General features: G+C 70.0%; 23 protein-coding genes. 13 read left to right on the forward strand and 10 right to left on the reverse strand.

Features of this window, described 5'->3' with window-relative positions; all coding sequences use genetic code 11:
• Positions 1-463 precede the first annotated feature (463 nt).
• Both HNR73_RS25190 and HNR73_RS25195 read right to left on the reverse strand, forming a co-directional pair.
• Entirely contained in the window at positions 464-2,254 is a 1,791-nt protein-coding gene (locus HNR73_RS25190; protein WP_184790101.1) for a glycoside hydrolase family 15 protein, read from the reverse strand.
• A 48-nt stretch (positions 2,255-2,302) separates the two neighbouring features.
• A complete protein-coding gene (locus HNR73_RS25195) occupies positions 2,303-4,678 on the reverse strand; it encodes an ANTAR domain-containing protein (RefSeq protein ID WP_184790102.1) in 2,376 nt (791 codons plus the stop codon).
• 103 nt (positions 4,679-4,781) lie between these two features.
• On the opposite strand from HNR73_RS25195, the gene HNR73_RS25200 reads away from it, so the two are divergent.
• From HNR73_RS25200 to HNR73_RS25215, 4 genes are all read left to right on the forward strand, one after another.
• Positions 4,782-4,925, forward strand: coding sequence for a GPGG-motif small membrane protein (locus HNR73_RS25200; RefSeq protein WP_184790103.1), 144 nt, complete (start codon positions 4,782-4,784; stop codon positions 4,923-4,925).
• 342 nt (positions 4,926-5,267) lie between these two features.
• Entirely contained in the window at positions 5,268-6,095 is an 828-nt protein-coding gene (locus HNR73_RS25205) for a SigB/SigF/SigG family RNA polymerase sigma factor (RefSeq protein ID WP_184790104.1), read from the forward strand.
• A 34-nt stretch (positions 6,096-6,129) separates the two neighbouring features.
• Positions 6,130-6,552, forward strand: a complete 423-nt coding sequence (locus HNR73_RS25210; protein ID WP_184790105.1) for a CBS domain-containing protein — start codon at positions 6,130-6,132, stop codon at positions 6,550-6,552.
• Positions 6,553-6,562: 10 nt separating this feature from the next.
• Entirely contained in the window at positions 6,563-7,027 is a 465-nt protein-coding gene (locus tag HNR73_RS25215) for an SRPBCC family protein (RefSeq protein ID WP_184790106.1), read from the forward strand.
• 142 nt (positions 7,028-7,169) lie between these two features.
• On the opposite strand, the gene HNR73_RS25220 is transcribed toward HNR73_RS25215, so the two are convergent.
• Positions 7,170-7,502, reverse strand: a complete 333-nt coding sequence (locus HNR73_RS25220) for a plasmid stabilization protein (RefSeq protein WP_184790107.1) — start codon at positions 7,500-7,502, stop codon at positions 7,170-7,172.
• Positions 7,503-7,647: 145 nt separating this feature from the next.
• On the opposite strand from HNR73_RS25220, the gene HNR73_RS25225 reads away from it, so the two are divergent.
• The 4 genes from HNR73_RS25225 (at position 7,648) to HNR73_RS25240 (ending at position 9,719) form a co-directional block, all read left to right on the forward strand.
• Positions 7,648-8,028, forward strand: coding sequence for a hypothetical protein (locus tag HNR73_RS25225; protein ID WP_184790108.1), 381 nt, complete (start codon positions 7,648-7,650; stop codon positions 8,026-8,028).
• Between the two features lie 86 nt (positions 8,029-8,114).
• Positions 8,115-8,261 (forward strand): hypothetical protein, encoded by a 147-nt coding sequence (locus HNR73_RS25230; protein ID WP_184790109.1) that lies wholly within the window; start codon positions 8,115-8,117, stop codon positions 8,259-8,261.
• A 46-nt stretch (positions 8,262-8,307) separates the two neighbouring features.
• A complete protein-coding gene (locus HNR73_RS25235) occupies positions 8,308-8,775 on the forward strand; it encodes a DUF6328 family protein (RefSeq protein ID WP_184790110.1) in 468 nt (155 codons plus the stop codon).
• A gap of 44 nt (positions 8,776-8,819) precedes the next feature.
• Positions 8,820-9,719 (forward strand): NAD-dependent epimerase/dehydratase family protein, encoded by a 900-nt coding sequence (locus HNR73_RS25240; protein WP_184790111.1) that lies wholly within the window; start codon positions 8,820-8,822, stop codon positions 9,717-9,719.
• Here the strand turns inward: HNR73_RS25240 and HNR73_RS25245 are convergent.
• Complete coding sequence (locus tag HNR73_RS25245) at positions 9,716-11,512, reverse strand: alkyl/aryl-sulfatase (protein WP_184790112.1); 1,797 nt, start codon at positions 11,510-11,512, stop codon at positions 9,716-9,718. The two genes, HNR73_RS25240 and HNR73_RS25245, sit on opposite strands and share 4 nt — an antisense overlap.
• A gap of 42 nt (positions 11,513-11,554) precedes the next feature.
• Positions 11,555-12,517, reverse strand: coding sequence for a quinone oxidoreductase family protein (locus tag HNR73_RS25250; protein WP_184790113.1), 963 nt, complete (start codon positions 12,515-12,517; stop codon positions 11,555-11,557).
• Positions 12,518-12,597: 80 nt separating this feature from the next.
• On the opposite strand from HNR73_RS25250, the gene HNR73_RS25255 reads away from it, so the two are divergent.
• Complete coding sequence (locus tag HNR73_RS25255) at positions 12,598-13,260, forward strand: endonuclease V (protein ID WP_184790114.1); 663 nt, start codon at positions 12,598-12,600, stop codon at positions 13,258-13,260.
• Here the strand turns inward: HNR73_RS25255 and HNR73_RS25260 are convergent.
• On the reverse strand, positions 13,250-14,140 hold the full coding sequence (locus HNR73_RS25260; RefSeq protein ID WP_203686807.1) for a Vgb family protein: 891 nt from the start codon (positions 14,138-14,140) through the stop codon (positions 13,250-13,252). The two genes, HNR73_RS25255 and HNR73_RS25260, sit on opposite strands and share 11 nt — an antisense overlap.
• 91 nt (positions 14,141-14,231) lie before the next feature.
• Entirely contained in the window at positions 14,232-14,846 is a 615-nt protein-coding gene (locus HNR73_RS25265) for a TetR/AcrR family transcriptional regulator (RefSeq protein ID WP_184790116.1), read from the reverse strand.
• Between the two features lie 102 nt (positions 14,847-14,948).
• Here HNR73_RS25265 and HNR73_RS25270 point away from each other — a divergent pair, with 102 nt between their 5' ends.
• The 3 genes from HNR73_RS25270 to HNR73_RS25280 are packed head-to-tail and all read left to right on the forward strand — an operon-like array spanning position 14,949 to position 17,025.
• Positions 14,949-16,145, forward strand: a complete 1,197-nt coding sequence (locus HNR73_RS25270) for a cytochrome P450 (protein WP_184790117.1) — start codon at positions 14,949-14,951, stop codon at positions 16,143-16,145.
• A gap of 5 nt (positions 16,146-16,150) precedes the next feature.
• Complete coding sequence (locus HNR73_RS25275; protein ID WP_184790384.1) at positions 16,151-16,345, forward strand: ferredoxin; 195 nt, start codon at positions 16,151-16,153, stop codon at positions 16,343-16,345.
• A gap of 44 nt (positions 16,346-16,389) precedes the next feature.
• Entirely contained in the window at positions 16,390-17,025 is a 636-nt protein-coding gene (locus tag HNR73_RS25280; RefSeq protein ID WP_184790118.1) for an endonuclease, read from the forward strand.
• On the opposite strand, the gene HNR73_RS25285 is transcribed toward HNR73_RS25280, so the two are convergent.
• On the reverse strand, positions 17,022-17,192 hold the full coding sequence (locus HNR73_RS25285; protein ID WP_184790119.1) for a hypothetical protein: 171 nt from the start codon (positions 17,190-17,192) through the stop codon (positions 17,022-17,024). The genes HNR73_RS25280 and HNR73_RS25285 overlap by 4 nt on opposite strands.
• On the opposite strand from HNR73_RS25285, the gene HNR73_RS25290 reads away from it, so the two are divergent.
• Positions 17,191-17,451, forward strand: coding sequence for a hypothetical protein (locus tag HNR73_RS25290; protein WP_184790120.1), 261 nt, complete (start codon positions 17,191-17,193; stop codon positions 17,449-17,451). The genes HNR73_RS25285 and HNR73_RS25290 overlap by 2 nt on opposite strands.
• Positions 17,452-17,464: 13 nt before the next feature.
• Here HNR73_RS25290 and HNR73_RS25295 read toward each other — a convergent pair whose 3' ends face one another.
• Together HNR73_RS25295 and HNR73_RS25300 are read right to left on the reverse strand one after the other, a co-directional pair.
• Positions 17,465-17,968, reverse strand: a complete 504-nt coding sequence (locus HNR73_RS25295; RefSeq protein WP_184790121.1) for a TetR/AcrR family transcriptional regulator — start codon at positions 17,966-17,968, stop codon at positions 17,465-17,467.
• Between the two features lie 28 nt (positions 17,969-17,996).
• On the reverse strand, positions 17,997-19,259 hold the full coding sequence (locus HNR73_RS25300) for a metallophosphoesterase (protein WP_184790122.1): 1,263 nt from the start codon (positions 19,257-19,259) through the stop codon (positions 17,997-17,999).
• Between the last annotated feature and the right edge of the window lie 60 nt (positions 19,260-19,319).

Raw genomic sequence — 19,319 nt, forward strand, 5'->3', positions numbered from 1 at the left:
CAGAACCTTCGTGTTGCACCAATCCCTGGCCGAAGCGACGGAGACACACGCAAGTGGATCGAGGGGACCAGTCGCGCTACGCGCGACAACAACCAACCCACCCCCCAAAAGTCACGGCCCTGCCACAAGCACCCCTCCCCCAGCAGACAGCGAGCCCCAAGCGGAAGACGAAGGCCACGTACGACAGCGAACGCAAGCACTAGATGCGAACACGACGACAAACACGAGAGGTAGACGCAGGGACGAACCCAAACACGAGAGATGCGTGCAAGCACGAAGGCGAGCGCGGAAAGTCAGCGGTGAGCGGGAGCCCAGGTAATGGATGCGAGCGCGAAAGAAGGACGCGAAGGCAAGGCGAGCGCAGGCAGCGAACACGAACCCGAAACCAAGCGCGAGAAGCACCGGCAAGCACGAGACACGAGCCAAGCCCGAACCCCGCACCCCGCACCCCCAAGAGCGCCCCCTACCCCTCCCCCAACGCCAAAGCCGCGTGCACCAACGTCAGGTGACTGAACGCCTGCGGGAAGTTCCCCACCTGCCGCCCGATGTGCGGGTCGTACTCCTCGGCCAGCAACCCCAGGTCGTTGGTCAGCCCCAGCAGTTCTTCGAACAGCTCCTTCGCCTCGTGCTTGCGTCCGCTGTCGGCGAGCGACTTCACGAGCCAGAAGCTGCACGCGAGGAACGCCCCTTCGCCCGGTGGCAGTCCGTCGACCGTCCCCTCCGGCGTCATCGCGTGCGTGAGGTATCGCCACACGAGTGGGCCTTGCCGCAGTTCCCGGTTGACGGCTTCGACCGTCCCCAGGACTCTGGGGTCGTCTTCGGGCAGGAAGCCCATGGAGCCGATTTCCAGGAGGGCGGCGTCGACGGTGCCGGATCCGTAGTACTGGGTGAACGAGTTGAGCTCTTCGTCGAAGCCTTTCGCGAGTACTTCGTTGCGGATCTCGTCTCGTGTCTTCTTCCAGCGTTCGACGTTGCCGGGGAGTTTGTGCTTCTCCACGGCTTTGACGGCGCGGTCGAAGGCGACCCAGCTCATGACGCGGGAGTGGGTGAACGGCCTGGGTTCGCCGCGCATCTCCCAGATGCCGCTGTCGGGTTGGTGCCAGCGTTCGGCGAGGCTGTCGACGAGCGTCGCCTGGAGGGGCCAGGAGAAGTCGTCTTCGGCGAGTCCGCTGTCGCGGGCGACGGCGAGCGCGTCCATGACCTCGCCGTAGACGTCGAACTGGACTTGTCCGTGGGCGGCGTTGCCGATTCTGACGGGGGCGGAGCCGAAGTAGCCGGGGAGCCAGTCGGCGGTCCATTCGGAGAGGCGTCTTTCCCCTCCGACGCCGTACATGATCTGGAGGTCTTCGGGGTCGCCGGCGACGGTCCTGAGCAGCCAGGCGCGCCAGGCGCGGGCCTCGTCGCGGAATCCGGTGTCCAGCAGGGATCGCAGTGACAGGGCGGCGTCGCGCAGCCAGCAGAAGCGGTAGTCCCAGTTGCGGGGTCCGCCGACCTGTTCGGGGAGCGACGTCGTGGGTGCGGCGACCATGCCACCGGTTTCGGCGTAGGTGAGGGCCTTCAGTGTCAGCAGTGACCGCAGGACGATGTCGCGGTAGGGCCCGTTGTAGCTGCAGCGCTCCGACCACGCGTGCCAGTAGCCGAGGGTCGCCTTGAGGCGCTCGTCGGTGTCGTGGCAGCGCGGAAGCCTTTCGTGCGAGGGATACCAGGTCATGGAGAAGTCCAGGACTGTTCCCTTGTGGACGGTGAAGGTGCCGCTGTGGCGGTGGTCGGAGGCGTCGGGCAGGACGTCGCCGCGCAGGCAGAGCGCGTCGGGGCCGGCGACGGCGCTGATCGCCTCGCGGCCTTCGTGGTCGTGGACCCTCCGCACCCACGGCCGGATACGGCCGTAGTCGAAGCGCAGCACGAACTCCTGTCCCATCTCGACGGTGCCGTCGATGCCTTCGACGCGGCGGAACAGGTCGGCGCGGCGGTCGCGCGGGGGCATGAAGTCGGTGACGCGCACGCGACCGGTCGGTGTCCTGAACTCCGTCTCCAGCACCAGCGAGGACCCGACGTAGCGGCGGGTCGCGGTGGCGCGTTCGTCGGTCGGCGCGATCTTCCAGCGGCCGTTCTCGGAGTCACCGAGGATCGCCGCGAAGACCGCGCCGGAATCGAAGCGGGGCAGGCACAACCAGTCGATCGAGCCGTCGAGCCCGACGAGCGCGGCCGTACTCAGGTCACCGAGCAGCGCGTACTGCTCAATCGGCAGAGGCATGCGTCCCATCATGCCGCCCGCACGCCCGTCCCGTCAGGCGAAGACGGGTCAACGCGTGCGGGCGCGACGTCGGGATAAGCCCGTGATCGTTCCCGCCACCAGGGAAAGAGCGACCTCGGCGCCGGTCACGGCGCGTTCGCGCAGGTCGGCCAGAATCCCCTCCGGCTCGGGGTGTTCACATGACAGGAGCGCGCCGAGGGCCTCGGCGGGACTCACTCCGCCACTGGTGAGCAGGCTCTCGGTGTAGAGCACGAGCCGGTCGCCGACCGACACCGCCGCCTCGTTGCCGGTGTAGTCGAGCCCTTCGGCCGACCCGACCGGCAACCCCAGCGCACCGGGCACCACCTGTCCGGTGCCGCCGCGAGGGCAGCGGATCAGGGCGCCCTGGCCCGCAGCGGCCCAGGCGACCGTCCCGTTCTTTCCGTCGACGATGGCGACCGTGACCGCCGCCGTCCGGCCCGGCTCCAACCGCGCCGACAGGGCGTTCAGCGCCGTCAGCAGCGCACCCGGCGTGAGCCCGGCCAACCCGTAGGCGACGGCCGCGTGGCGCAGCCGCTGCCCGGTCAGGGCCGAGTCGGGACCGTGCGTCTCACCGACGGCGAGGAAGACCCGGCCGTCGGGGAGTTCCAGCAGGTCGAACCAGCAGTCGAGGACCGGCGCCTCGGGCCCGGCCAGGAGACCGCCGACGCTGAAACCACCGGCTTCGAGCCGCCCGTCGCGGGCGGCGAGTTCGTTGATGCGCGAATCGAGACGGCGTCGCCCCGAACCGGCCCCGGCCCGGCCCGGCCTGCCCCGCTCCTCACCACCGGCCACGCCCGCCATGTCGCGGACCGTTCCCGCGACACCCGCGAGCGCCTCTTCCTCCAGTCGTGGCGTCACCGTCAGCGCGAACCGCCGTCCCGCGATCCGGCCGACCCCGCGGACCTCCGCGGTGAGCGTGCGGCCTTTGACGAGGGTGTCGTCGATCTCGACGAGGAGGCGGGCGAGGTCGTCGGGGTCGATGAGCTCGCCGACCTGCCCGGCGGGCAGCGGGCCGTCCTTCTCAACGCGGCCGAGGAGACGGAACAGCCCCGGGGACCACACGGTGTGCCCGGTCAGCGAGTCCCAGCGGAAGGAACCGGCGTCGCCGGCGATCTCGGAGAGCACGAGCTGCTCGTGCATGAGTTCGGCGTCGCCGCGCACCCGGCAGGTCACCAGGACCCGGTCCCACAGGCGGATCGCGCGCAGATCGAAGAGGTAGGAGTGGCGGGTGCCCTCGAAGGCGGCGTCGGCGTAGAGACCGTCGAGCCCCTGCGGTTCACCGGACTCGGCGACCTCGGCGAGCCAGGGCACGAGCCGGCGGCTGCCCAGGTGCGGGAGGAAGGTCAGCAGGCTGCCCTGCGCGTCGGACAGGCCTTCGATGTCGCCGAGGGCGCGGGCGGCGATCCCGGCGGCCTCGACGCGGAAGTCCACGATCTGGTCGTCCCCGCCGTAGATGGGGGCGAGCAGCACGGCCGGGTTGACGAAGACGTCGAGCATCAGCGGGAGGACCGAACTGCCGATCGTGGTCTCCTCCATGCCCCCGAAGGTCTGGAGGGAGGACAGTTCCTGGCAGCGACGCGCGGTGGGCTCGGCGAGCGCGAGGAGGTTGGCGCGGCCTTCGTCGTCGAGCACGTGCGCCCGTTCCCAGAAGACTTCGAGGACGCCGAGGACGCTGTCCTCGCCGATCAGGGGGAGCGCGGCGAGGCCCTGCACGGAGCGGGGCGCGACGGTCGCCGGGAACTCGTGGTGGAGGGTCTCGGAGTCGGTGATCAGGACCGGCCGGCGCAGGCGCACGGCCTCGACCATGGGCAGGCCCTCGATCGGTGGTACCCGCGACCAGCGGCTGCGCAGTTCGGAGGGCAGTCCGCTGGCCCCGGCCAGGCGGAGGGCGCCGTCGGCGTCGAGGAGCATCAGGACGACGGTGGCGGGCGCGGGCCAGCCGAGGGTGGAGGCGGCGACGGCGTCGGCGATCTCGTCGAAGTTGAGGGCGGCCTCGACACGCCCGGCGAGCAGCCGCCGCCGCGCGGTGGGCTCCGCGAGGTTCTCGGCGAGGTCGGTGGCGTAGCCGCCCACGTCGGTGGCCGACTGCGGGAAGCGGGTGAGGATCTCCGCGCCGGCGATGTCCTCGATGGCGGCGGGGTCGAGTTCGGGGCTGCGGCCGGCGACGAGCGCGGCGGCGAGTTCGGCGAGTTTCACGTTGGAGTGCGTGGACAGTTCGATGAGCTGGGTGAAGGCGTCTTCGGGGCTCACCGAGAGGCGCTCGGCGAGGATCCCCTTGGCCTGTTCGATCACCGCGCGGTTGCGCATGGCACGGCGCAGTCCGTCGCGTTCTTTTCGCAGCCTGGACACGGTGCTCGAAAGCTTGTCGAGGGCGTTGTCAGGGGCGTCCACGGGCTCGGTCACGGGTTCAGTGGAGCGGAAAAACCGGCGCTTGTCCAGCTTCGGTCGATCATGGACTTTTGGGCCGCGTGGTTTCGCTCTCGACGGGGGCGGGTAACCGGTGTTCATGGAATTTATTCTCTGGATTCTCGCCGTGATCCTGGTCGTCTCGGGGATCGTCGCCCTCTTCAGGCGCGAACTCCTCTGGGGCATCGTCCTCATCGTCATCGGCCTGCTCGTCGGGCCCGGCGGGGTAAGCATCTTCACCTGACATAGGCGTACTCACACATCCATGACGGCCGGTACCTCGCGTACCGGCCGTTTTCATGTCTTCTCGGCCCTTCTTCCGTCATACCGCTCTTCCCATCGCCGGAAGAACTTGCTATGGTCGTTGACAGAAGAGCGGACTTCGCGTCCGAGGTCTAGACCCGGCCTCGTCGAGTGCGCCCCTCTTCGAAGGCGGGTGATCCCGCCGCAGCGCGGATGACGCGCCTTCGTGACGGAGGCCGCCCGCGTAGGCGCTCCAAAACCGGGCGCCGCCGCCCCACACCACCGTATGCACGCGCGCCGGGCCACGCCCCGTGCGGCAACGGATCCTCGATGGAGGTGGACCATGTCCACGATCATTGAACGCACCCCCAAGAACACCGCCCGCCGCAGCGAGCTCGTCGACGACGAGGTGCGAAACCTGCTCGACCGTCTCGCGGCCCTTCCGGCCGGTGCCCCCGAGCGGCAGCCGCTCCGCAACGACATCGTTCGTCGCACCCTCCCCCTGGCCGACCGGCTGGCCAGGCGTTTCGCCCACCGCGGCGAACCGCTCGACGACCTCGTCCAGGTCGCCCGGGTGGGACTGCTGAAGTCGGTGGAGGGTTTCGACCCGGCCCGCGGCAGCGGGTTCATCGGCTACGCCGTTCCGACGATTCTCGGTGAACTCAAGCGCCATTTCCGGGACAAGGGCTGGAGCATGCGCGTCCCGCGTCGGCTCCAGGAGGCGATGGTGACCGTCAACGCCGCGATCGACCCGCTCAGCCAGCAGCTCGGCCGTACCCCGAGCGTCGACGACCTCGCCGATCACCTCGGCATGGAAGCCGAGCTCGTGCGGGCCGGGATGGAATGCGCGCACGCGTACGCGGCGATGTCGCTGCACACCCCGACCGAGCATGAGGGCGGCCGGGAACTCCTCGACCTCATCGGGCACGAGGACCCCGCGCTCGACGCCGCCGAGGCGCGCCTCGCGGTGCAGCCGCTGCTGGAGAAGCTTCCGGCTCGCGAGCGCAGCATCATGGTGATGCGTTTCTTCAACGGGATGACGCAGGCGCAGATCGCCACGCGGGTGCACCTGTCGCAGATGCACGTGTCGCGGTTGATCACCCGCAATCTCGGGCGGATGCGCGAGTGGCTGTCGGGTGGCGGCAAGCATGCATCGGCGGCGAACGGGTAGTCGACTCCGGTAGAGACGAACCTAGGAGGCCCCCATGGCACAGCTCGTACGGAACGTCATGACACGCGATCCGGTCTGCGTCACGGCCGACACTCCGGTGACGATCGCCGCGAAGCGGATGCGCGACCACGACATCGGTGACGTCCTGGTGATGTCCGGTGATGAACTGCGGGGCATCGTGACCGACCGGGACATCGTCGTCCGGGGCCTGGCGACGGGCGTTGACATGGACCTCGCGAGGGTCGGCGACCTCGCCACTCCGCAACCGGCGTGCGTCAGTCCGCAGGATCCGGCCGAGATGGCCGTGCGGATCATGCGGGAACTCAGCGTCCGCAGGCTGCCCGTCTGCGACGCGGACGGAACACCGGTCGGAGTGGTCTCGCTCGGCGACCTCGCCGTCGAACACGATCCCCACTCGGCCCTGGCCGAGATCAGCGAGTCCACTCCGAACGTCTGACGGAGGACCGATGAGCACCATCACCGAGAGCGTCACGATCGATGCCCCTGCCCGAGCCGCCTATGAGCAATGGGCGGCCTATGAGACCCTGCCGCGTTTCTCCGACGGCGTGATCAACGTCGAACGGCGAGGCGAGGACGTCACCCACTGGACGGTCAGCATCGCCGGTGTCACCCGGGAGTTCGACGCCCAGGTCCTGGAACGGATCCCGGGCCGGCGGCTGGCGTGGCGGTCCCTCGACGGACCGCGTCACGCCGGGGCGCTGGAGTTCGAGGCCCTCGACGACAACACGACCCGCGTCACCGCGCGGATGGACCTCGCGCCGGAGGGCTTCGCCGAGACCGCGGCGGACAAGCTCGGCGTGATCAACATCCGGGTCCGGCGCGACCTTCAGCAGTTCAAGCACTACATGGAGGACGGCGGCCGCCATGAGCCGCAGACCTGGCAGGACCAGTGGCACGAGCCGCCCCTGTAGAAGAAGCGGTTGGACGGTGGAACGACGGCCGTGGCCCCTCGGGGTCACGGCCGTCGCGTGTGCTCCGGACGCGAAGAGACGGGACGATCCCCGCCGGGCGTGGACCGTCCCGCCCGGTGGGGAGGGGAAGTCTCCCGGCCGCTCAGTTCGCGCCGCCCACGGCGCGCGCGAGCTGCGCCTTGTTCATCTTCGAGCGGCCCTCGATGTTCTTCTTCCTGGCCTCTTCGTAAAGCTGATCACGGGTGCGCCCGCCCGGCCCCGAGTGCGAGCGGTGTCCTCCGCGCTTCCCGGAGGAGATGTCGGTCTTCGACAACCTGCTCGCGGTCTTCGACTCGCCGTGGCGGGCCCGTTCCTTGTTCACCGTCCGCGCGGCGATCTCCTCGGCCCGGTCCTCGGAGCGGCCCGCGTCGAGTTCGCTCTCCTTCACGTGGCGGTACTGGCGTTCCCGTTTGTCGCTCCACTGGCCCCTCGGCATCGGTGCTCACCTCTCTCGACGTAGCTCGATTCCACTCCCACCCGGCCCCATACCCGCGCGAGGCGATCGGCAAACCGGCGTTTGCGCTGGTCCGCCAGCGGGTAACCGGACAGCATGACACGATATGTGTAGAGAGGTGACTCCGATGGACGCCGTCACAGCGATACTGGACGACCATCGGCTGCTCGAAGAACTCGCCGAGCGGCTGAGCGACGCGCACGGCTCGACCCGTGCGCGGCTGGCCGCCGAACTGGAGATCCGCTTCCGGGTACACGACGCCGCCGAGAAGACCTGCGTACACCCGGTTCTCGACAGCGCGGAACTCGCCGCGGAGCAGCCGAAGGCCGCCTGGGACTTCACCGAGCACGTCCGCCGCCACATAGCCGTGGAGGAACGGGCGATCCTGCCCGTGCTGCTCCGGGCGGTCTCGCCCGACCGGCTGCGCGAACTCGGCCAGGACTTCGAGACCTGGCGAGTCGAGCTGCTCGACCGGGCCGGGCTGCACTGGAGCGTGCAGGCGATATGAGCCGGCCGGTACCGGGAAGCGAAGGGTGGCATCCGAAGCCCGCGCCGTTGAGGTTGCGCGTGCATTTGGCGACCTATGGACTGATCGTGAGCGGGATTCTCGGCTTCCTCGTCCTGCGGGCGGGGTACACCTGGGCGGCGGTGGCGCTTTTCGTGCTGGCCGTCTTCGCCCTCGGGGACCTGATCTGGTTGCGCCACAAAGGAACCCACCGCCGGATACGAGAAGGAAGGTGACCCGGGATGACGTTTGCCGCCTTACCCGGCCGGGTATTCGGACGCCATGGCCGAAAGCGAACGCGAACGATGGGAACGGAACTTCGGCGACCTCCTGCAAGAACTGAGGGTCGTGCAGACCGGCAACCAGATCCTGTTCGCGTTCCTGCTGACCGTCGCCTTCTCCGCGCGGTTCGCCGAGACCACGACGCTGCAGCGCTACGTCTACGTCGGCACGCTCATCGCGGCCGCCTTGGCCACGGGCCTGATCATGGCCCCGGTCAGTCACCATCGGCTGCTGTTCCGCATGGGCGCCAAACCCCATGTCGTGCGCCTGGCCTCGGTCATGGCGACCTGGGGAATGGTGTTCGTGATGGCCGCACTGGCGGGGGCGCTGTTCCTCGCCGTGGACATCGTGATGGGAGACCCATGGGCTGCTTCGATCACCGCTTCGATCGTCGCCTTCAACGTGATCGTCTGGTACATCGTCCCCTTGCGCCGGAGATGGCGGGAACGGTTCGACGAGTCGGCCTGAGCATGCCGCTCTCCGGGTTCTTATTACCCCGGTAGGCTCGCGCGATGCGCGTCCTCCTGCTAGGTGGTACCAAATTCATCGGCCGCCGCGTCGCTTCCCGGCTCCTCGACGGGCACGCCGTGACACTGCTCAACCGCGGCTCGGATCCCCTGTGGGATCGCGATCTGCGCCGGGTCACCGCCGACCGGACCGACGCCGCCGCGACCGCGGCGGCCCTGTCGGGCGACCACGACGTCGTCGTCGACATCTCGGGGACGCGCCCCGAACATCTCGCCGGGACGCTCGACTTCCCCGGCCGCTACATCTATCTCAGCTCGGCCGCCGTCTACGACCAGACGGCGGCCGGCTTGCCGTTCCGGGAAGGCGATCCCGCCCACGGCGACCCCGCGTGGGGCGAGTACGGCCACGACAAGGCCGCCTGCGAACGGCTCCTGACCGAGGCCTACGGCGAGCGCCTGACGGTTCTGCGACCGCCCTATGTGTACGGTCCCTTCAACGATCTGCCGCGCGAGTCCTTCGTGTGGGCGCGGCTGCTGTGCGGCGAGACGGTGTTCGTGCCCGGCGACGGCGACAGGCTCATCCAGTTCTGTCACGTCGACGCGCTCGCCGAGGTGGTGGCGGCGGCCGTCGAGGAGCGGCTGGATCCGGGCGTCTACAACGTGGCCGAGTCGACGCCTTACGGTCTGGCCGGCTGGGTGCGGATCCTGGCGAAGGCGGCCGGCACCGAGGCGCCGATGTCCCCTGTGGATGATGAGCGGATCGACGCGCGGGAGTACTTCCCTTTCCGGGACATGGATCTGGTGCTCGACACCACGCGCATCGACGCCGCCGGGGTGCTCCCGTACGTGCCGTTGCCGGTGGGTGCGGCCTCGACTTTCCGCTGGTTCAAGGCGAATGGTGGGCTCGCGTTCGAGCCCACCGCCTATGAACGGTCCCGCGGCTAGGGTGTGACGATCGCGAAACTCGGGTCGGGCTTGTCGAGCAGGCCGATGAGTTTCGGCAGGAGCGAGGTGTCCCCCGCGTACTCGACGCCGTCGGGTTTCTGTCCGGCGAGCAGACCGAGCAGGCCCCGCTTGGTGACGGTGACGGTGAGTTCGGCGTCGCCTTTCGGGTTCTTGGTCTGGATGAGCGCCCCGTTGCTCAAGGCGGTGCGCACGTTCTCCCCGAGATCGGTGAGGTGCCAGTCGATCGCGAAGTCCTCACCGGCCGCGCGCGGTCCGTCGACGCGAATGGCGACGGTGTCGAAGAGCTGCTCGACGGTGAGGGCGGCGGCCATGCCGGCGCCGAGGTCGAGGTTGGGCTGGGCGCGTCCCTCGCGCAGTTCCCGGGCGCCGGACAGGAAGTAGTTGCGCCAGGTGCCGTTCTCGGCGCCGAAGCCGAGCCGCTGGTAGACGTCGGCGAGGGCCTCTTTGGCACCGGTGTCGTCAGGCGCGGCGAAGACGGCCTGCTGTAGCAGTTGCGCGGCGAAGCGCAGGTCGTCCTGGTCGGTGTAGCGCTTGGCGTGACCGATGGTGGCCTCGACGCCGCCGAGACAGGCGACGTAGCGTTCGGCGGCGGCGACCGGCGGGTGCTCCCACAGGTGCGCGGGGATACCGTCGAACCAGCCGAGGTAGCGCTGGTAGATGGCCTTGAGGTTGTGCGAGACCGAGCCGTAGTAGCCGCGCAGGTGCCAGGAGCGGGCCAGGCCGGGCGGGAAGTCGAGTTCCTCGGCGATCTCGGCGCCCGTGCGGCCCTTGTTCAGCAGCCGCAGGGTCTGGTCGTGGAGGTAGGCGTAGGCGTCGCGCTGCTCGGCGAGGAAGGTCCGGCAGCGGTCGGCGCCCCAGGTCGGCCAGTGGTGGGAGGCGAAGATCAGGTCGTACTCGCCGTCGAACAGTTCGACGGCCTCGTTGATGTAGTGCGACCAGACACGGGCGTCGCGCACGAGGGCGCCGCGCAGGGTCAAGACGTTGTGCAGGTTGTGCGAGGTGTTCTCGGCGGTGCAGAGCGCGCGGTGGTCGGGGAAGAGGAAGTTCATCTCCGCGGGCGCCTCGGTTCCGGGAGTGAGCTGGAAGACGATGCGGACGCCGTCGACGGTCTCCTCCTGCCCGGTCCGCGTGACGTCGACCGTCGGCGGATAGAGCGAGAAGGTCCCGGCGGAGGTGGCGATGCCCAGCCCCAGCCCAACGTGCCCTTCGGGGCCAGGGTCGAGGCCCATGCCGTACTGGAAGTCGGCGCGGCGGGTCATCGCGGTGCCGGCGTAGACGTTCTCGGAGACGGCGTGTTCGAGGAAGCCCTCGGGCGCGATGATCGGGATGTCCTCGCCGTCGGTGACCCCGGCGACGCCACCGAAGTGGTCGCCGTGGGAGTGCGTGTAGATCACGCCGGTGACCGGCTTGTCGCCCCGGTGCTCCCGGTAGAGCGCGAGCGCGGCGGCCGCGCATTCCACCGAGATCAGCGGGTCGATGACGATGACGCCGGTGTCGCCCTCGACGAAGGTGATGTTGGAGATGTCGAAGCCCCGGACCTGGTAGATCCCGTCGGTGACGCCGTAGAGGCCGTGTCTGGCGCAGAGTTGGCCTTGCCGCCACAGGCTCGGATGGACGGTGTCGGGGCAGTCACCGTCGAGGAACGCGTAGGCGTCGAGGTCCCAGACGACGCGGCCGTCCGGGGCGGTGATGCGCGGCTCGGCACGCGTGCCGATGAAGCCCCGGTCGGCGTCGTCGAAGTCGGTGCGGTCGGCGAAGTTCAGCTCGGTCATGCCGAGAATTATTCAGCCGATTCACCCTGAATTGTCCTGTTTCTAGGGAATGAGCAGGAGTTTGCCGGTGGTGCGGCGGGCCTCCAGATCCCGGTGCGCCCGCCCCGCCTCGGAAAGCGGGTAGGTGCCGCCGATCCGGACCGACAGCCTCCCCTCGTCGATCCAGCGGAGCAGATCGCCGACGCGCCATTCCAGCTCGGCGCGGTCGAGGACGTAGTGCCCGGCGGTCGGGCGGGTCAGGAACAGCGAACCGAGCTGCGACAGCTTCAGCGGGTCGAACGGTCCGACGGCCCCACTGGCCCCGCCGTAGAGGACCATCATCCCGCGCGTGCGCAGGGCGGTCAGGCCCTCGTCGAAGGTCGATTTACCGACGCCGTCGTAGACGACGTGCGCGCCCTTTCCACCGGTGAACTCGCGGACCTTCGCGGCGAAGCCCTCGTAACCGACGACCTCGTCGGCGCCCGCCTCCCGCGCCAGCTTCGCCTTGTCCTCCGTGGACACCGTCGCGATGACCCGCCCGCCGCGCAGCTTCACCATCTGCGTCAGCAGCAACCCCACGCCACCGGCCGCGGCGTGCACGACCGCGACATCACCCTCGTTGACGGGATACGTCGAGGCCGACAGGTAGTGGGCCGTGACGCCCTGGAGCATCACCGCGGCCGCGACCTTCGGATCCAGCCCCTCCGGCACCTTCACGACCTTGTCGGCGCCGACGACGACCTTCTCGGCATAACTGCCCGGCCCCTGATGCCAGGCCACGACATCGCCCACCGCCACATCACTCACGCCGTCACCGACGGCGAGCACGGACCCCGCGCCCTCCGCGCCCGGCGTGAACGGCGTCGGCAGCGGATAGCGGCCCTCGCGGTGATAGACGTCGATGAAGTTCACCCCGGCGGCGTCGACGCCGACCAGGACCTCACCCGCCCCCGGGGCCGGATCGGGACGGTCACGGTAGACCAGGGCGTCGGCTCCACCGGGCTCGCTGACGACAATCGCTTGCATGCGCGCTCCTTGAGATCGGGTCGGTTCCACTGTGCACCAACCACGCCGCGCCGGTACTTATTCGCCGGTTACCGTGGCGCGTGGACATTCCCCCGATCCCGCCCTGGCCCGCCGACGAGGCCGGCGCGCTCGCCGAGCAGAAACGCCTGCGCGGGCTCCTGGAGGACGGGCCCGGCGACGCGGAGTACCGCCTCGTCACCGGCGTCGACGTCTCCTACGGCGAGGAGAGGCTCATCGCCGCCGCCGTCACCATCGACACCGCGACGATGGAGACCGTCGAGGAATCGACCCGCGAAGGCGTCGCCCGCTTCCCCTACGTGCCCGGACTGCTCGCCTTCCGCGAACTGCCGACACTGCTTGACGCGCTCGCCGGGCTGAAGCGCGTCCCCGGCCTGCTCGTCTGCGACGGCCACGGCCTCGCCCACCCGCGCGGCTTCGGGCTCGCCTGTCACCTCGGGGTCCTGCTCGGGCTCCCCACGATCGGCGTGGCCAAGAACGCGCCATGGCCGACCACCGAACCGGGCCCGGAACGCGGCGACCAGGCGCCGATCCTGCGTGACGGCGAGGTCGTCGGCGCCACCCTGCGCACGCAGACCGGCGTGAAACCGGTCTACGTCTCGACCGGGCACCGCACCGAACTGGGCGCGGCGTGCCGGGCGGTCCTCGCGCTGGCACCGAAGCACCGGCAGCCGGAGACCACCCGGCGTTCCGACGGGCTCGGCCGCCGCCTGCTCAGGGGGTGATGCGGGCCAGGACGCCGGTCTCCAGGGCGACCCAGACGATGCCGTCGGGGGTGCAGACCAGGCCGTGCGGCTCGGAGTCGGGCGTCGGCAGTGCGTAGACGTCGATCTCGCCGTCGAGGGAGATGTGGCCGACGCGGTTGGCGCCCCACTCGGTGAACCACATGCCCTCCGGGCCCGGCGCGATCGCGTGCGGGCGGGAGGTCCGGTCGGGCAGCGGGTACTCGCGCAGGCCGCCGTCGAAGCCGATCCGGCCGATCTGGCCGGCGCCGATCTCGACGAACCAGATCGCGTCGTGCCCGGCGGCGATGCCGACGGGTCCGGACTCGGGCGTCGGCAGCTCCATGAACTTGATCTCGGCGGTCTTGACGTCGACGCGGCCGACGGCGTTGGCCTGGTTGGCGGTGAACCAGACGGCGCCGTCGGGGCTGCCGGTGATCATCGACGGCATCGCGCCCGGCACCGGGACCGGGTAGCGCGTGACCTCGTTGGTGTGCGGGTCGTGGCGGACGACGCGGTCGGCGGCCATCTCGGTGTACCAGACGGCGCCGTCGGGGCCCGACGTGATGCCGAAAGGGCCGTCCTGGGTGTCACCGGGAGGGCCGTAGGACTCGATGACGCCGGCGACCGGGTCGAGCCGTCCGACGCGGTGGGCCTTCGACTCGGTGAACCACAGGGCCCCGTCGGGGCCGGGCGTGATGATCGCCGGGCCCGCCGCGGGATCCTCCAGGGTCCGGCCGGACAGTTCGGCGGTGACCGGGTCGAGCCGGCCGATCGTCCCGGCGTGGATGAGCGTGAACCACAGCGCGCCGTCCGGGCCGACGGTGATCGCGTAAGGGCCGGCGTCGGGCTCGGCGACGCGGATTTCCTGGATGGACGGCATGGGGGTCCTCTCTCTGCACGATGCTGACCCGATCATGCCTGAGGGCGCCGGCGCGGGTGGCGGGTCGGTCGGGAAGAGCCGATCGCGTGCCTCAGAGCACCCCGTCCAGTCCACGCAGCACCATCGCGATCGCCACCCGTCCCGCGTCGATGGCGACCTCGATGTCGTCGCCGCGGTTGAGGCTGGCGATGACGGTCGCCTGAGCGGCGCCGAGGAACGCCCCGACCATCCCGGCCGCCGTGATCTCGTCGATCTCGGGGTACACGTCGGCGAGCGCGCGGGCGAGGTGGAGCTGCCCGTTGATGATGAGCTGCTGTGCGCGGCCTTGGAGGGCGGGTTCGCTGTTGACGAGTTTGATGCGCAGGCGGGCCGTGGGGACGCCGATGTCGAGGGCGTCGTCGCGGATGAGGCCGATGATGTGGTCGGTCATGCGCAGGAGCAGGGCGGGCGCGGTCTCGCCGGGTTCGGGTTCGGCGATGATCCGCAGGGCGAGGCTCATGCGCTGGGCCGTGTCGGCGAAGAGAACCTCCTCTTTGCTCGGGAAGTAGTTGAAGAAGGTCTTCGTCGACACCTCGGCCTCGGCGGCGATCTCGGCGACCGTCGTCTCGGCGTAGCCCTTCTCGGCGAAGAGCCTGGTCGCGGCGTCGACGAGGGCTCTTCGGGTGCGGATCTTCTTGCGTTCTCTGAGCGTCACTTCTCCCACCATGCCCGTACTTTACACTCGGAGATTTTTTACAGCCATTGTAATTTTGCTTCGGGTGAGGTTTAGTGGGAAGGCGAGCACAACTCCTACCCAAAGGAGCAAGTGATGACACAGGCACCTTCGGCACCACGACTGCCCGTCGAGCGGACGAACCCCTTCGACCCGCCGTCGCGGATCGGCGAGCTGCGTGAGACCGAGCCGATCTCGCGGCTCGCGTTCCCCGACGGGCACGTCGGGTGGCTCGTCACGAGCTACGCGCTGATCCGGCGGATCCTCGCCGACCAGCGCTTCAGCTCCCGCCAGGAGCTTCGGCACTTCCCGCTCGAACACCCCATGGCCCGCGAACCGCAGCCGCCGGCCGCGCCGGGCATGTTCATCCGCATGGACGGCGAGGACCACTCGCACTACCGCCGTCTGCTCACCGGCCAGTTCACCGTCCGCCGGATGAAGGCCCTCGAACCGCGCGTGCAGGAGTTCATCGACGGCTGCCTCGACGCGCTGGAGGCCGCCGGGCCGGGCGCCGACCTGGTGGAGCATTTCGCGCTGCCCATCCCGTCGCTGGTGATCTGCGAGCTCCTCGGCGTTCCCTACGCCGAACGGGGCAGGTTCCAGCAGAACTCGAAGCTGCTGATGCGCCTCGACAGCGGCGGCGCCGACGTGTGGGCCGCGGTGGCCGCGATGCGGGAGTTCCTCGGCGAGCTCGTCACCGCCAAGAAGGCCGAGCCGACCGACGACATCCTCGGGGGGCTGTGCGCCACGGGCGAACTCAGCGACGAGGAACTCGTCAACATGGGCTTCCTGCTGCTGGTCGCCGGGCACGAGACGACGGCGAACATGCTCGGGCTGGGCACTTTCGCGCTGCTGACGCACCCCGAGGAGCTGGCGAAGTTCAAGGCCGACCCGGGGCTGGTCGACGGTGCCGTCGAGGAGCTGCTGCGGTGGCTGTCGATCATCCAGTACGGCGCGACCCGCGCGGCCCTGGAGGACGTCGACCTCGACGGTGTGCGGATCAGCGAGGGCGAGTGCCTCGTCCTGTCGGTGCAGGGCGCCAACCGCGACCCGGAGCGGTTCGCCGACGCCGATTCCCTGGACGTGTCGCGCTCGGCGCAGGGCCACCTGTCCTTCGGGCACGGGGTGCACCAGTGCCTGGGGCAGCAGCTCGCGCGGGTCGAGATGCGGCTGGGTTACTCCTCGCTGTTCAGGCGTTTCCCGGGGCTGCGGCTGGCGGTGCCGCCGGCGGAGGTCCCGACGCGGACGGACATGGTCATCTACGGCGTGCACGAGCTCCCGGTGGAGTGGTGAGCGCCATGGAGGTCGAGGTCGACCCGCGCCGGTGCTGCGCGTCGGGCATGTGCGCGCTGACCGCCCCGGCGGTGTTCGACCAGGATGAGGCGGCGGGAACGGTCGTGCTGCTGTCGGCGAGGCCGCCGAGCGAGACCTGGGACAGCGTGTGGGAGGCGGCCGACAGCTGCCCGGCCGGTGCGATTTCGGTCAAGGATTAGCCACGGGAGGCATGCCCGGGGACTGACCTGGGCATGCACCATGCATGGCTGTCGTATCCGAACTGATGGACCGCTTCGGCCGCACCTACGCGGAGCAGGCGGGGATAACCCTGACCGACAAACCTTCTCCGCTGTACAGGTTGCTGGTGCTGACGGTGCTCCTGTCGAAACCGATCTCCGCCGACGTCGCCGTGGCGGCGGCGCGCGAGCTGTCCGACGCCGGACTGCGCACGCCGTCGAGGACACGCGCCTCGACCTGGCGACAACGCGTGGCGGCCCTCGGCCGCGCCGGTTACCGCCGGTATGACGCGTCGACCGCCGAGCTGCTGGGCGCGGGCGCCGAGCTTCTGCGCGACCGCTGGCATGACGACCTGCGCGAACTGCGTCGCGAGGGCGGCGACGCCGAGGGGATCGAGCGGCTGCTGCTGGAGGTGCCGGGCATCGGGCCGACGGGCGCGGCGATCTACCTGCGGGAGGTCCAGGGCGCGTGGCCGGAGGTCGCGCCGTACGTCGACGAGCGGGCGGCCGAAGGGGCCGAGGTGCTCGGGTTGCCGCCTACGCCCACCGAGCTGAAGGCGCTGGCGCCTCGCGGTGAGACGGGACTCGTGCGGCTCATCGCCGCGTGCGTGCGGGTCGCGCTGGAGCGCGACCCGGCGAGGATGCGGGCGGAACTGGCCTAGGTTCTGGTCTCCCGGGCGAACCATCCGGCGTAGCTCAGGTAGAGCCCGACGACGGCGAGCGCGCCGAAGAACACGCGGGCGGCGAGCAGCAGCCCGGGTGAGGTGAGTGTCGCGTCGGCGCCGGACTCGATCGACGAGGGCACGGCGAGCATCAGTACCCCGCGCATGGCACGACCAGCCGAACAGCGAGACGGCGACCGCGAGAGGGCCGCGCCGGCTGCGGTGCAGGCCGATGATGACGAGCCCGCCGCCGAGGAGCATGGCGCCGGCGGCCCAGACCATGAGCGGGGACGCGAGGAGTTCGGCGACGATCGGTTCGACGTCACCGACGTGGAAGACGAGGACGCCGGTGACGACGGCGATGAAGGGGCCGAGGACGCGCGGGTGCGTTCACGGGCCGGGGTGGTCATGGCGGTTAGTCCTTGAATCGTGGCCGGTGTCAGGCCTGGTGGAGGACGGCGCGCAGGTAGTGCTTGACGTCGGCGGGGGTGTCGGTGTCGGGGTGGGCGGCGAGGTGCTGCCACGCCGCGCCGGTGAGGATGTCGAGGAGGACGCGGACGTCACAGTCGGCGGGCAGTTCTCCACGCTCGCGGGCCTGCTCGAAAACGGCGAGACGCGCGTCGTCGCGGCCCCGCCCGAGCGACTCGTGGTAGACGCGGGCGGGTTCCGGCTCGTCCTCGGCGACGCCGAGGAGCCGCCGCATGAGGCGACGATGGCGCGGCTCGGCGATCATCGCCGCCCACGCGCCGATGAGGAAGTCGAGGTCGGGAATCTCGGGCACCGGCTGCGGCGTGCCGTACGCGGACTCGACGGCGGCGATGAGGAGCCGCGTCTTGTCGGGAAAGCGCCGGTAGACGGTGGCGCGGGTGACGCCGGCGCGCTTCGCGATCTGTTCGACGCTGGCGGCCGGGGGGACTTCCCATACGCCCGGCCGCCCGAACAAGCCGGGCGGGGGCGAACCAGCCCCTACCTCACCCCGTCCCCTTCCCTCCGGTCAAGGTCAGCAGCGTGATCTCCGGCGGCGCTCCGACCCGCACCGGCGGTCCCCAGTACCCCGCCCCTCTGGTCACGTACACCTGCGTCCCGTCCACGGTGTCCAAGCCCGCGACGACCGGCTGTTGCAGCCCCACGACGAGGTTGAACGGCGCCATCTGTCCGCCGTGTGTGTGTCCCGAGAGCTGTAGGTCCACCCCGTGCGCGGCGGCTTCGGTGACCTGGATCGGTTGGTGGGCGAGGAGGACGACGGCCCGGTTCGGGTCGCGGCCGTCGAAGGTGCGGGCGAAGTCGGGGCCGTGGCCGGTGTTCTCCCCGCCGATGTCGTTGACTCCGGCGAGGTCGAGGACGGCTCCGTTGTGGGCGAACTCGACGCGCTCGTTGGCGAGGGTCCGCACGCCGAGTTCACGCAGTTCGTCGATCCATTCCTGGGGGCCTTCGGCGGTGAAGTACTCGTGGTTTCCCGTCACGAAGAAACTCGGCTTCTCCAGTTCGCCGAGGGGCCGGGCGTAGTCGCCGAGTTCGGCGACGGATCCGTCGACGAGGTCACCGACGATGGTGACGACGTCGGCGTCGAGTTCGTTGATCATCCGCACGATCCGTTCGGTGTGCCCGACACCGGTCAGCGGCCCGAGGTGGATGTCGCTGACGACGGCGACGCGGAGCCCGTTCATCCTCGGGTCGAGCCTGGCGAGGGTGACGGGGACCTGTTCGATCCTCGGCGGCCCGAGGGCCGACTTCATGCCGAAGCCGACGGTGGTGGCCGCGCCGACGCCCGCGACGAGTGCCGAGGTCCGCGCGATGAACAACCGGCGGTTGATGACGCGGGGCTCGTCGGCCGCGACGGGGTTTCCCGAAGGCGCGGGCGAGGCGGGCGGCGGCTCCTCCGTCGCGACGTCCGCCGCCTTCGCCGTCGCCTCCGGCGGCACGCCACGGCGCACGAAGCGGTTCGCGATGGCCCGCGGGATCTCCAGCAGCACCAGGAACAGCAGCAGGTAGACCATCACCGCGAACCAGACGTATCCCGGCCACGCGATGACCCGCTCGACCTCGGCCGGGAACAGCCGTCCGCCCGCGAGCGCGCCCGCGGTCACCACGGCCATCGCGATCAGCGCCCACGTGAACCGCCGGCGCCAGGCGCCCGGCCTCGTCGTCGACTTGATCAGCCGCCACCACAGGTAGTAGTGGACGCCCACGACGACCAGCGTCATGAACAGGCCGAAGCCGAGCATCTGCAGCATCAGGGTCCCATTCGTCTCGGTGTGCCGCGTGAAGCAAACGTCCCGGGCCCTGAGAAGAGC

It is taken from the genome of Phytomonospora endophytica (assembly GCF_014202425.1).
GTDB classification, from domain to species: domain Bacteria; phylum Actinomycetota; class Actinomycetes; order Mycobacteriales; family Micromonosporaceae; genus Phytomonospora; species Phytomonospora endophytica.

What these genes read in the sequence shown, in the direction of transcription:
- HNR73_RS25190 (WP_184790101.1), bottom strand. Translation starts at nt 2,254, where the DNA reads ATGCCTCTGCCGATTGAGCAGTACGCGCTGCTCGGTGACCTGAGTACG.
- HNR73_RS25200 (WP_184790103.1), top strand. Translation starts at nt 4,782, where the DNA reads ATGGAATTTATTCTCTGGATTCTCGCCGTGATCCTGGTCGTCTCGGGG.
- HNR73_RS25205 (WP_184790104.1), top strand. Translation starts at nt 5,268, where the DNA reads ATGTCCACGATCATTGAACGCACCCCCAAGAACACCGCCCGCCGCAGC.
- HNR73_RS25210 (WP_184790105.1), top strand. Translation starts at nt 6,130, where the DNA reads ATGGCACAGCTCGTACGGAACGTCATGACACGCGATCCGGTCTGCGTC.
- HNR73_RS25215 (WP_184790106.1), top strand. Translation starts at nt 6,563, where the DNA reads ATGAGCACCATCACCGAGAGCGTCACGATCGATGCCCCTGCCCGAGCC.
- HNR73_RS25220 (WP_184790107.1), bottom strand. Translation starts at nt 7,502, where the DNA reads ATGCCGAGGGGCCAGTGGAGCGACAAACGGGAACGCCAGTACCGCCAC.
- HNR73_RS25225 (WP_184790108.1), top strand. Translation starts at nt 7,648, where the DNA reads ATGGACGCCGTCACAGCGATACTGGACGACCATCGGCTGCTCGAAGAA.
- HNR73_RS25235 (WP_184790110.1), top strand. Translation starts at nt 8,308, where the DNA reads ATGGCCGAAAGCGAACGCGAACGATGGGAACGGAACTTCGGCGACCTC.
- HNR73_RS25240 (WP_184790111.1), top strand. Translation starts at nt 8,820, where the DNA reads ATGCGCGTCCTCCTGCTAGGTGGTACCAAATTCATCGGCCGCCGCGTC.
- HNR73_RS25245 (WP_184790112.1), bottom strand. Translation starts at nt 11,512, where the DNA reads ATGACCGAGCTGAACTTCGCCGACCGCACCGACTTCGACGACGCCGAC.
- HNR73_RS25250 (WP_184790113.1), bottom strand. Translation starts at nt 12,517, where the DNA reads ATGCAAGCGATTGTCGTCAGCGAGCCCGGTGGAGCCGACGCCCTGGTC.
- HNR73_RS25260 (WP_203686807.1), bottom strand. Translation starts at nt 14,140, where the DNA reads ATGCCGTCCATCCAGGAAATCCGCGTCGCCGAGCCCGACGCCGGCCCT.
- HNR73_RS25265 (WP_184790116.1), bottom strand. Translation starts at nt 14,846, where the DNA reads ATGGTGGGAGAAGTGACGCTCAGAGAACGCAAGAAGATCCGCACCCGA.
- HNR73_RS25270 (WP_184790117.1), top strand. Translation starts at nt 14,949, where the DNA reads ATGACACAGGCACCTTCGGCACCACGACTGCCCGTCGAGCGGACGAAC.
- HNR73_RS25275 (WP_184790384.1), top strand. Translation starts at nt 16,151, where the DNA reads ATGGAGGTCGAGGTCGACCCGCGCCGGTGCTGCGCGTCGGGCATGTGC.
- HNR73_RS25280 (WP_184790118.1), top strand. Translation starts at nt 16,390, where the DNA reads ATGGCTGTCGTATCCGAACTGATGGACCGCTTCGGCCGCACCTACGCG.
- HNR73_RS25290 (WP_184790120.1), top strand. Translation starts at nt 17,191, where the DNA reads ATGGCACGACCAGCCGAACAGCGAGACGGCGACCGCGAGAGGGCCGCG.
- HNR73_RS25285 (WP_184790119.1), bottom strand. Translation starts at nt 17,192, where the DNA reads ATGCGCGGGGTACTGATGCTCGCCGTGCCCTCGTCGATCGAGTCCGGC.
- HNR73_RS25300 (WP_184790122.1), bottom strand. Translation starts at nt 19,259, where the DNA reads ATGCTGCAGATGCTCGGCTTCGGCCTGTTCATGACGCTGGTCGTCGTG.